This is a genomic window from Vibrio toranzoniae (assembly GCF_024347655.1).
Lineage (GTDB): Bacteria > Pseudomonadota > Gammaproteobacteria > Enterobacterales > Vibrionaceae > Vibrio > Vibrio toranzoniae.
In genome coordinates this window covers 2,611,604-2,624,751 of record NZ_AP025514.1, presented here as the reverse complement: position 1 = coordinate 2,624,751, position 13,148 = coordinate 2,611,604, and the positions used below count along the sequence as shown (strand labels likewise).

At 44.2% G+C, this 13,148-nt stretch carries 13 protein-coding genes; 5 read left to right on the top strand and 8 right to left on the bottom strand.

The features are described from left to right. The first annotated feature begins 19 nt into the window (after positions 1–19). Together trmD and rplS are read left to right on the top strand one after the other, a co-directional pair. Positions 20–760, top strand: a complete 741-nt coding sequence (gene trmD, locus OCU50_RS11735; protein ID WP_017629426.1) for a tRNA (guanosine(37)-N1)-methyltransferase TrmD — start codon at positions 20–22, stop codon at positions 758–760. Positions 761–819: 59 nt separating this feature from the next. Beyond that, positions 820–1,173 (top strand): 50S ribosomal protein L19, encoded by a 354-nt coding sequence (rplS, locus tag OCU50_RS11730; protein ID WP_046223309.1) that lies wholly within the window; start codon positions 820–822, stop codon positions 1,171–1,173. Positions 1,174–1,366: 193 nt separating this feature from the next. On the opposite strand, the gene yacG is transcribed toward rplS, so the two are convergent. The 8 genes from yacG to nadC all read right to left on the bottom strand — a co-directional run bounded on the left by yacG (position 1,367) and on the right by nadC (position 8,456). Continuing rightward, positions 1,367–1,564, bottom strand: a complete 198-nt coding sequence (gene yacG, locus OCU50_RS11725; protein ID WP_017056605.1) for a DNA gyrase inhibitor YacG — start codon at positions 1,562–1,564, stop codon at positions 1,367–1,369. A gap of 80 nt (positions 1,565–1,644) precedes the next feature. After that, positions 1,645–2,385: a cell division protein ZapD gene (zapD, locus tag OCU50_RS11720; RefSeq protein WP_029627015.1), complete on the bottom strand. Its 741-nt coding sequence runs from the start codon at positions 2,383–2,385 to the stop codon at positions 1,645–1,647. Positions 2,386–2,411: 26 nt separating this feature from the next. Beyond that, positions 2,412–3,026 (bottom strand): dephospho-CoA kinase, encoded by a 615-nt coding sequence (gene coaE, locus OCU50_RS11715; RefSeq protein WP_060468586.1) that lies wholly within the window; start codon positions 3,024–3,026, stop codon positions 2,412–2,414. A 2-nt stretch (positions 3,027–3,028) separates the two neighbouring features. Then, positions 3,029–3,898 (bottom strand): prepilin peptidase, encoded by an 870-nt coding sequence (locus OCU50_RS11710; RefSeq protein WP_060468585.1) that lies wholly within the window; start codon positions 3,896–3,898, stop codon positions 3,029–3,031. 67 nt (positions 3,899–3,965) lie between these two features. Beyond that, complete coding sequence (locus tag OCU50_RS11705) at positions 3,966–5,195, bottom strand: type II secretion system F family protein (protein WP_060468584.1); 1,230 nt, start codon at positions 5,193–5,195, stop codon at positions 3,966–3,968. 15 nt (positions 5,196–5,210) lie between these two features. After that, positions 5,211–6,896: a type IV-A pilus assembly ATPase PilB gene (gene pilB / locus OCU50_RS11700; protein WP_060468583.1), complete on the bottom strand. Its 1,686-nt coding sequence runs from the start codon at positions 6,894–6,896 to the stop codon at positions 5,211–5,213. A gap of 2 nt (positions 6,897–6,898) precedes the next feature. Then, the gene (locus OCU50_RS11695) at positions 6,899–7,309 is read right to left on the bottom strand and encodes a pilin (protein WP_060468582.1); all 411 of its coding nucleotides are present in this window, start codon (positions 7,307–7,309) and stop codon (positions 6,899–6,901) included. 256 nt (positions 7,310–7,565) lie between these two features. Continuing rightward, positions 7,566–8,456 carry a carboxylating nicotinate-nucleotide diphosphorylase gene (gene nadC / locus OCU50_RS11690; RefSeq protein ID WP_060468581.1) on the bottom strand — a complete coding sequence of 297 codons (891 nt, stop codon included), beginning with the start codon at positions 8,454–8,456 and terminating at the stop codon, positions 7,566–7,568. Positions 8,457–8,591: 135 nt separating this feature from the next. Between nadC and ampD the strand changes: the two genes are divergently transcribed. From ampD to aceE, 3 genes are all read left to right on the top strand, one after another. Beyond that, positions 8,592–9,140, top strand: a complete 549-nt coding sequence (gene ampD, locus OCU50_RS11685; protein WP_046223317.1) for a 1,6-anhydro-N-acetylmuramyl-L-alanine amidase AmpD — start codon at positions 8,592–8,594, stop codon at positions 9,138–9,140. 481 nt (positions 9,141–9,621) lie between these two features. After that, entirely contained in the window at positions 9,622–10,383 is a 762-nt protein-coding gene (gene pdhR / locus OCU50_RS11680) for a pyruvate dehydrogenase complex transcriptional repressor PdhR (RefSeq protein ID WP_060468580.1), read from the top strand. Between the two features lie 62 nt (positions 10,384–10,445). Further along, a complete protein-coding gene (aceE, locus tag OCU50_RS11675; RefSeq protein WP_060468579.1) occupies positions 10,446–13,124 on the top strand; it encodes a pyruvate dehydrogenase (acetyl-transferring), homodimeric type in 2,679 nt (892 codons plus the stop codon). The last annotated feature ends 24 nt before the right edge of the window (positions 13,125–13,148 follow it).

The following is a 13,148-nucleotide window of genomic DNA, read 5'->3' as shown; positions in this document are numbered from 1 at the left end:
TTACAGAGCGAGAGAACACATGTGGGTTGGCGTAATAAGCCTGTTTCCTGAAATGTTCCGTTCTGTTACTGATTTTGGAGTAACAGGTCAAGCGGTTAAAAAAGGTCTTTTATCTATTGAGACATGGAATCCTCGTGATTTCACTCATGATAAACATCGCACTGTTGATGACAGACCTTACGGTGGTGGTCCTGGCATGTTAATGATGGTTCAGCCTTTGCGCGATGCTATCCAAACTGCCAAGCAAGCATCACCGGGAAAGACGAAGGTTATCTACCTTTCACCTCAAGGTCGTAAACTCGACCAAAAAGGTGTTGAAGAGTTGGCAACAAACGAGAATTTACTTCTTATTTGTGGTCGCTACGAAGGGGTAGATGAGCGCATCATTCAATCAGAAGTCGACGAAGAATGGTCGATTGGTGATTTTGTGATGACGGGTGGCGAATTGCCAGCCATGACGCTGATTGATTCAGTCTCTCGGTTTGTTCCGGGGGTACTTGGAGATTTCGCTTCAGCAGAAGAAGATTCTTTTGCAAATGGTTTGCTAGATTGTCCCCATTATACGCGCCCTGAGGTGCTAGACGATAAAGATGTGCCATCGGTACTCAAGTCTGGAAACCATAAGGACATTCGTCGCTGGCGATTGAAACAATCGCTGGGCCGAACTTGGCTAAGAAGACCAGAGCTCCTGGAAAACCTAGCTCTGACTGACGAACAGGAACAATTACTGGCTGAATTCATTAAAGAGCAACGCTCTTAACGAAAAGCAAGCAGTAACCTATTAAATTTAGTATCAGTTTATTCTAGGAATTTATACAAATGAGCAACATCATCAAGGCTCTTGAAGAAGAGCAACTAAAATCAGACCTTCCTAAATTCGCACCAGGTGACACTGTTGTAGTTCAGGTTAAGGTAAAAGAAGGTGACCGTGAGCGTCTACAGGCTTTCGAAGGCGTTGTAATCGCTATTCGTAACCGTGGTCTACACTCTGCATTCACAGTTCGTAAGATCTCGAACGGTGAAGGCGTAGAACGTACGTTCCAAACTCACTCTCCAATCGTTGATAGCATCGAAGTTAAACGCCGTGGTGCAGTACGTCGTGCCAAGTTGTACTACCTACGTGAGCGTTCTGGTAAGTCAGCTCGTATTAAAGAGAAGCTTACTAAAAAGTAATTCTTTTTGCATTCTATCGATAAAAGCGGAGCCATTTGGCTCCGCTTTTTTGTGTCTGTAATTTCGAGCTGAACAGGCAAGAGAGTCTCAATTCGATCGTTCCTCGTTCTTGAAGAAATAAGGAATCACCGGCAATAAAAAAGGATTGACGTTAAACGCCAACCCTTCAAAATTTACTCGCTATGCTAAGTGGCTAGTGTGGATCTTCCGACCAACCATCGCTATCCGACATGTCTGGTGCGCCAGCGATGCTGTTCTCTTCATCTGCCCATTCACCAAAATCAATCATCTGACATTGCTTACTGCAAAACGGGCGATGTGGGCTTTGTTCACCCCATTCAACGTCAGTATTACATTGAGGGCATTTAACGATGGTGATTTTCTTCGACATAGTGATTCTTAATTTGAGGGGTGATAATAGTGAGTTTAGGCTCGAGTGAGCACTCAAGCCAAACGATAAAAGGAAATTAATTAGGTGCAAATAGCCAATTCAAATTCGATATCTTGAGTACAGGCTTGCCCTGTTTCAAAGCTCATGAATTTAACGGCAAAACGGTTTTTATGACCCGAGATCATCGGGTAAGCGCCATATTGCATTGGAATCGAAAGACGCAGGATATTTGCTTCATCAGCATCGCTCTGGAAGAATCCTGCACGAGCAATTTGCTCTTTAAAGTGGCCAGTTTCTCTGGTTAGCTTTAACCATAGCGTTAGCGCTTCGTACAAAGGTTGTAGGCTATCCATCCACATCTTGGCATCTCTCATTCTTTTGTCGAGAGGAAGGTGCAGCCAGTAATGCAGTGCGGGTAAATCAAAGCAGCATGAGCCACCTGGTAAGTTAAAACGTTGGCGAATAGCACTCAGGAAGCGGTCTTCCTTCAGTGATTGACCAAAACGCTCGGCTTGCATCAGTTCACGATAGATGTTGCCAATGTCTTTGAGTAATGACGTTAGCATCTCTTGATCGACACCTTCAACGTTTAACCAGCTTTTATAGGTCAAACGCTGCTTCTCAATGTCTTTTGCGAGTTCGCTCTTAAGCTGAATCTGTTCGAAAATTTCAATCAGGTCAAAGATAGAACGGAAAAAGAGTTGATACTGTTGAGCATCGGAAAATGTAGAAGACAAGTGTAGTTGTCTCAAGAGCGATTCAACTCTTAAGTAAATTCGTGTTTTCTCATTCAGAGGATGTTCAAATTTGTGGGTGATCATCAAGCAAGCCTTCATTCAACATAGTTCTATTCTGACCCATCTACTGTACTGATTGCCAGATACTTTTGATGTAAATCTGTGATTTGAGGCAAAAGTTCTTGGTTTTTAGTATGGTTTTCAATCACATCATCGGCAATGGCTAAACGTTGTTCTCTTGAAGCCTGTGATTTTAAAATTGATACAACTTGTTCCCTAGAAACATTATCACGATTCATCGTACGCTCTATTTGCACTTCGGAAGGCACATCAACGATCAATACGCGGTCGGCCATACCTTGCATTTGGTTTTCAACCAATAGAGGAGCTACTAATAAAGCATAAGGAGAGGTGACTTTAGACAGGTCACTGTCAATTTTGTTGCGGATCATCGGATGAAGAAGATCATTGAGCCATTGCTTTTCTTTTGCATCAGAGAAGATCTGCTCACGTAGTTTACTTCGGTTTAGCGTCCCATCTTCAAGTAAAATCGCTTCACCAAAATGGTCAGTAATCTGTTGTAGGCCTTTGCTGCCTGGTGCCACGACTTCACGAGCCACTATATCAGCATCGACAATATCAATATTAAAGTGTTTATTGAAAAGGTTAGCTACCGTGGTTTTACCACTGGCGATCCCACCACTTAATCCGATAATGATTGCCATGATCAAATTCCTAATACAGACGTGAAATACCAATCCATGATGTCGTTACCCCACATCAAGCTTACCCAACCAGCAATGGCGAGGTAAGGTCCAAAGGGGAAAGCTTTATCTATGCCTTGTTGTTTTAACCTCAGTTGAATCAATCCAAAAATAAGGCCGACGAGTGATGATAAAAGAATGATCATTGGTAGGTGCTGCCACCCAAGCCATGCCCCAAGTGCTGCTAATAATTTAAAGTCACCATAGCCCATTCCTTCTTTGCCAGTTAGCAGCTTAAACAACCAGTACACTGACCATAAAGCTAGGTAGCCTGCCATTGCACCAACCACCGAATCCTGAAGAGATACTGGGCTGATATTAAACAGAGCTAATGCAATACCAGACCAAACCAAAGGTAAGGTGATCTGATCAGGCAGCAGCATAGTATCGAGATCGATAAAGGTCGCTGTAATCAATGCGAAGGTGAAAAAGATCAGCGCAATAGCGTAGAAACTAAAACCAAAGTGGCTCGCCACCACGGTACAAAGTATGGCTGTAAGCAATTCTACCAAAGGGTAGCGAGCACTGATTGGATTCGCACAACTGTGGCACTTGCCCTTCAAGAACAACCAGCTCAAAACGGGGATATTGTCGATGACTCTTAATTGGGTGTCACATTTCGGGCAAGTCGAACGTGGAGTGCTAAGATTAAATTCCCCTTCAGGTGCTGGAATTTTATATTGAGAGAAATATTCGGAGCACTCTTGTTGCCACTCACGCTCCATCATAATCGGTAATCGGTGAATTACAACGTTGAGAAAGCTGCCGATAAGAAGGCTAAAAATGAAAGCTAATACAGGGAATAGCCAAGGATAGTAGTGAAGTACTTCCATAGTGTCTTTTTACCACGTGATCTATATGAGTCGAAGTTTGCTACTCATGGGTGTTAAGTCGCTTTTACTATCCTAACACACTCATTAGATTAAAGATTGGTAAGTACATTGCGACTACAAGCCCTCCTACAACGGTGCCCAGAAAGACAATGATCAGCGGTTCCAAAATCTTACCTAAGTTATCAACGGTATTGTCGACTTCAAATTCATAAATAGTCGCAACTTTGTTGAGCATGTCGTCTAAATTTCCCGATTCCTCACCAATCATCACCATTTGTAGCACCATTTCAGGGAACACGTCTGTATTACGCATCGCGATATACATTGGCATACCTGCGGCCGTTTCACGGTGAACTTCTCCAATCGCAACCTCATAATGAAGGTTACCCGCGGTTTTTGCCGTGGTTTTAAGGCTAGTCAGGATCGGGATACCGGAACTGAAACTAGTAGAAAGAGTTCGACTGAATTTGGCGATAGAAGCTTTAGATAGAATCGTACCGAGTATAGGAAATTTTAAACTAAGTCGGCTGGTGGTTAATCTGAGTGAGTAAGAGCGCTTACGCAGTAATTTAAAACTAACCATTACAACACTAACGGCAATCAAAGCGTACAGACTATAAGCTTGCATCCAATGTGATAACTGCAAAACCTGCTGGGTAAACCAAGGGAGATCAGCGCCAAAGCCTGCAAACATGGATTCAAATTCTGGAATAACCACGGTTAGCATTAGGTAAGAAACCGATAAGGCAACTAACACCACCATAGCAGGGTAAATGAGTGCTTTGATGACTTTTGAGCGGAGTTGCTCACTCTTTTCTCGATATGTCGCTAAGCGATCAAAGACTTGCGCAAGGTTACCTGAAAGTTCGCCAGTTGCGACTAAGTCGGTATAGAGCTCATCAAAGTGGCTACTGGCCGTACGCATCGCTCTTGAAATAGGGGTGCCGGCTTCGATGCCTTTACAGATATGCGACAGAATAGATTTCATTTCAGCTTTGCGGTGGTTATCTGATACTAATTTAATCGCCTGTACGATGGGCACACCAGTGGTTAGCATAGTGGCAAGTTGGCGAGTCAAAATAGTGATGTCTTTTGCTTTGACGCGATGCGTTAAGCGTGTAATGGCCGAGATACTTTTCTTTTTGATTTTTTTTATCTGGATATGCTGTTCATTGAGCTTCTCTCGTACTTCCAATTCGGTTAACGCTAAAGTTTGGCCAGACACTTTCTTACCTGAGCTATTTATACCTCTCCAATGGTAGCTTTTTAATTGTGACTGTTTGGGCTGAATACTCATTTGTTCTCCATTGGACTATATGTACAGAACACGCTGTAGTTCTTGATAGCTGGTGATACCTTCAAGCAGCTTATCAAGCCCTGATTCTTGTAGGGTTCGCATGCCTTCCCGACGAGCAAGGCTTTCAATTGTTAGCGCGTTAGGCTTGTTGATAAGGCTGTTTTTGAGTTGGTCGGTAAACGGCATCACTTCGTAGATACCGACTCGGCCAGAATACCCTTGAGTACACTCATTGCACCCTTGTGGGTTGGCCTTGTAAATGGTTTGGCTGTTGGGAATAGAGTGACGCAGAAATATGTCCGGTGAATCATCCACCGTTTTGCAATGGTTGCACAAGCGCCTTGCGAGTCGCTGAGCAATAATTAGGCTTAATGATGAAGCAAGGTTAAAGGGCTCTATCCCCATGTGAGCGAGTCGAGTGACGGTTTCTGCGGCAGAGTTTGTATGCAGTGTTGAAAGGACTAAGTGGCCTGTTTGCGAGGCTTTGATCGCTATCTCTGCCGTTTCTAAGTCACGGATCTCTCCGACCATCACGATGTCTGGGTCTTGTCGTAAAAAGGATCGTAGTGCTTCAGCAAATCCAAAGCCGATCTTTGGTGTGACTTGTACTTGGTTGATACCACGTAAGTTAATTTCGACCGGATCTTCTGCGGTAGAGATGTTGCGTTCTGTGGTGTTAAGAACTCGAAGGCCGGTGTAAAGAGAGACTGTTTTGCCACTGCCGGTTGGCCCGGTCATTAAAATCATCCCTTGCGGTCGTTTCAGTGCATTAAGGTAGAGTGCTTTTTGTTCTTCGCTGTAGCCGAGTTTATCGATATCTAAATTGGCAGCGCTACTGTCTAGCAGACGCAGTACGATCTTTTCGCCCCATAATGTTGGCAGTGTTGATACACGCATATCAATCGCGAGCTCATCATTTAACCGCAACTTGATGCGGCCGTCTTGAGGCAATCGACGCTCGGCAATATCCAACTTAGCGAGAATTTTTAAGCGGGCCGATAACCGACGACTTAAATGAGAAGCGGGCTGTTGAATTTCGACAAGGATGCCATCGCAACGCAGGCGAACTCGGTAGTTTTCTTCATAAGGTTCGAAGTGGATATCAGAGGCGCCTTTGCGCACCGCATCAACCAATATTTGATTAATAAAACGGCTCACAGGGGAATCATCTTGGCTGAGATCTTCAATTGACGTGATTTCATCGTCAGAGACTTCAACTAGGTTGGCGAGTTCATCTTGAGTGATCTCTTTTCGCTTGGAGTCTTGTCCGAAAATCGAACGGCCATACAGTTTGCGTATCGCGCCTTCTAATTCTGAATAATTAGCGACGACGAGTTCAATTTGCAACCCTGTAGCAAATCGGAAATCGTCTTCAGCGTGTAAGTCGGTCGGGTCGGCAGAGGCGAGCGTGAGCGTAGAACTAGAAACGGCAATCGGAATAGCACAATACTTGGTGATCAGCTCACGAAGCCCTAGCTGTTCACATAAGGTTTCGTAGTTGGTATTGGCGAGTTGTACTAACGGTAAACCGAAAATGGTTTTGATATTGCTTGCTAAGGAATAGCCGCTGAATAAATCCAGAACGAGTAAAGCTTCAGGCGTAGAAACACCTGAAGCTTGCACATGTTCCGCAACAGCTTGTTCTTGAGTCAGACTAAGTAGATTAGCCTGACGTAGAACGGTTGGGAGATTAGTGAGCATGTCTAGATAGCACTATCGTATTCACAACCCGTTAATTTGATATCGCTTTGGCTATGGCCACAAGTCCAAAGCCCATCACTATCTCTGGACAGTTGAACTTTAGTACCTGTTCCAGAACCTTCTCGTATTTCTGCTACCACAGTCTGTGTTGTATCAACCCCTCCAGATGTAGCATTGATAGTTCCGATACCAAATGCAGCTGAAATCGTAGGGAATTGATTTTCAAAGGCTATATTGTCTTCAATGATCGTTTTATAGGCTGTAACCGAAGCTAATGCCGTCCCAAGCGCACTTTTTTTTACGTAGTTTTGATATTGAGGTACAGCAATAGCTGAAAGTACCCCAATTACAGCCACTACAATCATCAATTCAATTAAGGTAAAACCTTTCTGATTTGTTCTTTTGTTGTTCATTTTTCTCTTCCATTATTTGGTTTGTTTCAGTGCAAGCACTGGTTGATGGAGAGAATATAAGTCGAAATGGAGAAGTGGAATGGTGTGCAGGTGTGGTCGCGAGTGGTTTGGTGTTTTATAGTGTCACGTTGCATATTGAGCGCAAAATTATGCGATCAACTTAAACTAACCACTTGATATATTGACAAGACAAGCAATAAAAAAGGCATCGCCTATAGCCACGCCTTGGTAGTTAAGATATTGATAGTTAAGTAGATTAACCTATGAATCTCATCGATAAATCCATTGCTTTTAGGTGCTTGGTTAGCGCACCTACAGAGATATAATCAACCCCTGTTTCAGCGAACTCAGCTATTGTTTCTAGAGTGACGTTACCTGAGTTTTCAAGTGCCGCTCGGCCAGCGTTGATTTTAACGGCTTCGCGCATCATGTCGGTGGTGAAGTTGTCTAACATAACGATGTCTGCGCCTGCGGTGATCGCTTGTTCTAGCTCTGCTAGGCTCTCTGTTTCAACTTCTACTGGCTTGCCTGGGTTCAGCTCTTTTGCTGAAGAGATTGCTTTCTCAATGCCACCGCATGCAATGATGTGGTTTTCTTTGATTAAGTAAGCATCGAAAACGCCAATACGGTGGTTGAAACCGCCGCCACAAGCGACTGCGTATTTTAGTGCGCTGCGTAGGCCTGGAATGGTTTTACGTGTATCTAACAGGCGGCATTCTGTGTGCTTGATTTTATCGGCGTAGATTGCCGTTGCTGTTGCACAACCTGATAGTGTTTGGATGAAGTTCATTGCGTTTCGCTCACCCGTTAATAGTGCGCGTGCTGGACCGGTTAATGAACAAAGCGTTTGGTTTGGCTCAACCTTGTCACCGTCTTCTACGTTCCACTCGATAGTGACTTCACCGCCCAATTGCTTAAATACTTCATCAGCCCAAGCTTTACCACAGAATACGCCGTGCTCTCGGGTAATGATGGTTGCGCTATTGATTGCGTCTGCAGGGATTAGACTTGCCGTAATATCAGCCGCTGGATCCAACGTTCCGCCTAAATCTTCTTTGATGGCATCCGCGACGGCACGTGTGATCTCTCGAGGCAGTTGCTCTTTTAAGTAGTCAAGGCGTTGGTGGCTGTTATGTGTGTTTTTCATCGCAAATCTAATCTTGAAAGGGAGTGGGAATGGAATGATACTCTTGCTTAACTTCAAATTAAAGAGGCTAGCGCGACTGCTCTATGGGCAAGGTCACAATCTTATTGTGCTAGCGGAAAAGAAAGTGAGACCAAGATGATGATCAGTTCCAACGGATGGTATGACAACGCTCGACATGTCCCATCCCCGTATTTTGATTCAAGACCGGATTGTGAGGACATCTCTCTGCTGGTGGTTCACAACATCAGTTTACCGCCGGGTCAGTTTGGTGGGCCCTATATTGAGCAATTTTTTACTGGGAACCTGAACCCCAATGCCCATCCGTTTTTCAAGGTGATTCACCAGATGGGCGTTTCTGCTCACTGTTTAATTCGTCGTGACGGTGAAGTTGTGCAGTTTGTTTCGTTTCTTGATCGAGCTTGGCATGCTGGTCAGTCTAGCTTTTCCGGGCGTGAAAAGTGTAACGATTACTCTATTGGTATTGAATTGGAGGGCAGTGACTTTGTTTCGTACACCGAGCTGCAATATCAATCTTTAGTACAATTAACCAAGACTCTAATGTCGAATTTTCCAGCGATTACTAACCAGCGAATTACTGGACACCAATATATCGCGCCCCTTCGTAAAACTGATCCAGGCTTGGTTTTCGATTGGCAGAAGTTTAAAGGAAAGCTCAAGATTTAGGCCTAAACCTTAATAGGATTCAGTGTGTACTGAGCCTTAAGTCGTCAACATTTAGTATAATCACTTGTGAATTTTTGTTGTTGTTATGTAAAGGAAGTGGTTGAGGAGAGGGGATCAATAAATTGAGAGTGTGACGGGCCTATCAAACACTCAGATATTAATATTTATGAACAGTATTTTACTCTCAATTGTGCTCTTGGTTCGATTTTTAACCAGTTTAGGCTAGTATTCCTGAAACAATTCATTTTTATCCTGAAACTTTCTAGCACGAAAGCTCCCCAAAAGTATTACTCCTGTAAATGGTAAGACCAATTTGGTTGCTGTTTTAAATTTCATTTGTTAAATCGTGGTTAATTCATGCTGCATTCTATGATACAGGTCAACTTTAGGCTGGACAGTGGCGTTTTAATTATGTTAATTTCTGCTCAACTTAAAATTGGTATTACCAATTGTCAGCGAAGAAAAAGAAGAACAATAAACTATGGCTTATCAAAGGATTCGTCAGCCAAAACTCTCCGATGTTATCGAGCAAGAGTTAGAAAGGTTGATTGTGGAAGGAACACTGGCTCCAGGGCAGCAACTGCCGCCTGAGCGCGAACTGGCGAAACAGTTCGATGTGTCTCGTCCTTCAGTCCGAGAAGCGATACAACGTTTAGAGGCAAAACGCTTGCTTACTCGCCGTCAAGGTGGAGGTACGTTTGTTAGCGAAAGTATCTGGAAAAGCTTTTCAGATCCTTTGCTTAATTTGTTGTCCTCCCATTCTGAAACCCAACTAGACTTGTTGGAATCGCGTCATGCGATGGAAGGGATTTCGGCTTACTTTGCGGCATTGCGTGGCACCGAAGAAGACTTTACTCGAATTCAAGCATGCCAAGAAAAAATTCATGGTGCGCAAGATAAGGGTGATATTGAAGCCGAATCTGCAGCGGTGATGGCTTTTCTTGTTGCTTTAACAGAGGCAGCGCACAATGTAGTGTTATTGCACATTGTTCGTAGCTTGGCTCCGTTACTCGAACAAAACGTCTTAGAAAATTTAAAGCTGTTGCATCGTCGTAAAGACGTTGTGGAGAAAGTGAGTATACATCGAGCTAACATTGTAGATGCGATCGTTTCAGGGCAGCCAGAACAGGCGCGTGAAATGTCACATTCTCATTTAGCTTACATCGAAGAAACATTGCTTGATTTGACGAAGGAAGAATCGCGTCGCGAACGTTCTCTACGTCGAATTCAACAGGGTAGATAGTCGTAATACTTCGGCTGTTTACGTGTTTAGTAGAATCCAACTAACAAAAAGGATAGATCGCCATGTCTGACATGAAGCATGACGTTGATGCTCTGGAAACTCAAGATTGGTTAGAAGCTCTTGAGTCAGTAGTACGTGAAGAAGGTGTAGAACGTGCACAGTTTTTACTAGAACAAGTTCTAGATAAAGCGCGTTTAGATGGTGTTGATATGGCTACAGGCATCAACACAAACTACATCAACACAATTCCAGCAGCACAAGAGCCAGCTTACCCTGGTGACGTAACTCTTGAGCGTCGTATTCGTTCGATTATTCGCTGGAACGCAATCATGATCGTATTGCGTGCTTCTAAGAAAGACCTAGACCTTGGTGGTCACATGGCTTCTTACCAGTCAGCAGCAGCGTTCTATGAAGTTTGTTTCAACCACTTCTTCCGTGCTCCAAACGAGACTGACGGTGGCGATCTAGTTTACTACCAAGGTCATATCTCTCCAGGTATCTACTCTCGTGCATTCGTTGAAGGTCGTCTAACTGAAGAGCAACTAGATAACTTCCGTCAAGAAGTGGATGGTAAAGGTATCCCTTCTTACCCGCACCCTAAACTGATGCCTGAATTCTGGCAGTTCCCTACTGTATCTATGGGTCTAGGTCCGATTTCTGCTATCTACCAAGCGCGCTTCCTTAAGTACCTTGAAGGTCGTGGCCTGAAAGATACTTCAGCGCAACGTGTATACGCGTTCCTAGGTGACGGTGAGATGGATGAGCCAGAATCACGTGGTGCTATCTCTTTCGCTTCGCGTGAGAAGTTAGACAATCTATGTTTCCTAATCAACTGTAACCTACAGCGTCTAGATGGCCCTGTAATGGGTAACGGTAGCATCATTCAAGAACTTGAAGGCCTATTCAAAGGCGCAGGTTGGAACGTTGTTAAAGTTATCTGGGGTAGCAACTGGGACTCTCTACTTGCTAAAGACACGACTGGTAAGCTTCTTCAACTAATGAACGAAACTATCGATGGTGACTACCAAACGTTCAAGTCTAAAGATGGTGCATACGTACGTGAACACTTCTTTGGTAAGTACCCTGAAACTGCTGCACTTGTTGCAGACATGACCGATGACGAGATCTTCGAACTGAAACGTGGTGGCCACGATTCTTCTAAACTGTTCTCTGCATTCAACAATGCAAAAGAGACAAACGGTAAGCCAACTGTAATCCTAGCTAAAACTGTTAAAGGTTACGGCATGGGCGAAGCTGCAGAAGGTAAAAACATCGCTCACGGTGTTAAGAAGATGGACATGACTCACGTTCAATACCTACGTGATCGTTTAGGCCTACAAGAGCTTCTTTCTGATGAGAAAGTCGCTGAACTTCCTTACCTGAAACTGGAAGAAGGTTCTGCTGAGTACGAATACCTACACGCTCGTCGTAAAGCTCTACAAGGTTACACGCCAGCACGTCTGCCTAAATTTACGCAAGAGTTCAAGGTTCCGGAGCTAGATGCATTCGCACCTCTACTTGGTGAGCAGAAGCGTGATATCTCTACCACTATGGCTTATGTACGTACGCTAAACATCCTGCTTAAAGATAAGAATATTGGTAAGAACATTGTTCCTATCATCTGTGATGAAGCTCGTACATTCGGTATGGAAGGTCTATTCCGTCAGGTTGGTATTTACAACCCACAAGGTCAAGAATACACACCTGAAGATAAAGGCATCGTTTCTTACTACAAAGAAGCGACATCAGGTCAAGTTCTTCAAGAAGGTATCAACGAGCTAGGTTCTATGGCGTCATGGCTTGCGGCTGCAACGTCATACAGCACAAACGATCTGCCGATGATCCCGTTCTACATCTACTACTCAATGTTCGGTTTCCAACGTATTGGTGACATGGCATGGCTAGCAGGTGACCAACAAGCTCGTGGCTTCCTACTAGGTGCGACTGCTGGTCGTACAACACTGAATGGTGAAGGCCTACAGCACGAAGATGGTCACTCGCACATCCAAGCGAACACGATCCCGAACTGTATCTCTTACGACCCAACGTTTGCTTACGAGCTAGCAGTAATCATGCAAGACGGTATCCGTCGCATGTACGGTCCTGAGCAAGAGAACGTTTACTACTACCTAACAGTAATGAACGAGAACTACGCAATGCCTGCAATGCCAGAAGGCGCTGAAGAAGGCATCCGTAAGGGTATCTACAAGCTTGAATCTCACGTTCCTCAAGGTGATAAAGCGACTAAGGGCAAAGTTCAACTAATGAGCTCTGGTACTATCATGAACGAAGCGCGTAAAGCAGGTGCAATTCTAAGTGAAGAGTACGGCGTAGCATCTGACGTATTCTCTGTAACGTCGTTCAACGAACTTACTCGTGACGGCCAATCGGTAGAGCGTGACAACATGCTTCACCCAGAAGCTGAAGAGAAAGTACCGTACATCACAACAGTTCTTGGTAAAGAACCTGCAATCGCAGTGACTGACTACATGAAGAACTACGCTGAGCAAGTACGTGCGTACATGCCAACTGAGTCTTACAAAGTACTTGGTACAGATGGTTTCGGCCGTTCTGACAGCCGTGCAAACCTACGTCGTCACTTCGAAGTTAACGCTGGCTACATCGTAGTTGCAGCTCTAACTGAACTGGCTAAACGTGGTGATATTGAGAAATCTGTCGTTGTTGAAGCAATTGCTAAGTTCGATATCGACACTGAAAAAACTAACCCGCAATACGCATAAGACTGGCATTAAGGTAGGAAAAAA

Excerpts from the sequence above, each read along its gene's own strand:
- trmD (WP_017629426.1), top strand. The coding sequence starts at position 20 with ATGTGGGTTGGCGTAATAAGCCTGTTTCCTGAAATGTTCCGTTCTGTT.
- rplS (WP_046223309.1), top strand. The coding sequence starts at position 820 with ATGAGCAACATCATCAAGGCTCTTGAAGAAGAGCAACTAAAATCAGAC.
- yacG (WP_017056605.1), bottom strand. The coding sequence starts at position 1,564 with ATGTCGAAGAAAATCACCATCGTTAAATGCCCTCAATGTAATACTGAC.
- zapD (WP_029627015.1), bottom strand. The coding sequence starts at position 2,385 with ATGATCACCCACAAATTTGAACATCCTCTGAATGAGAAAACACGAATT.
- coaE (WP_060468586.1), bottom strand. The coding sequence starts at position 3,026 with ATGGCAATCATTATCGGATTAAGTGGTGGGATCGCCAGTGGTAAAACC.
- OCU50_RS11710 (WP_060468585.1), bottom strand. The coding sequence starts at position 3,898 with ATGGAAGTACTTCACTACTATCCTTGGCTATTCCCTGTATTAGCTTTC.
- OCU50_RS11705 (WP_060468584.1), bottom strand. The coding sequence starts at position 5,195 with ATGAGTATTCAGCCCAAACAGTCACAATTAAAAAGCTACCATTGGAGA.
- pilB (WP_060468583.1), bottom strand. The coding sequence starts at position 6,896 with ATGCTCACTAATCTCCCAACCGTTCTACGTCAGGCTAATCTACTTAGT.
- OCU50_RS11695 (WP_060468582.1), bottom strand. The coding sequence starts at position 7,309 with ATGAACAACAAAAGAACAAATCAGAAAGGTTTTACCTTAATTGAATTG.
- nadC (WP_060468581.1), bottom strand. The coding sequence starts at position 8,456 with ATGAAAAACACACATAACAGCCACCAACGCCTTGACTACTTAAAAGAG.
- ampD (WP_046223317.1), top strand. The coding sequence starts at position 8,592 with ATGATGATCAGTTCCAACGGATGGTATGACAACGCTCGACATGTCCCA.
- pdhR (WP_060468580.1), top strand. The coding sequence starts at position 9,622 with ATGGCTTATCAAAGGATTCGTCAGCCAAAACTCTCCGATGTTATCGAG.
- aceE (WP_060468579.1), top strand. The coding sequence starts at position 10,446 with ATGTCTGACATGAAGCATGACGTTGATGCTCTGGAAACTCAAGATTGG.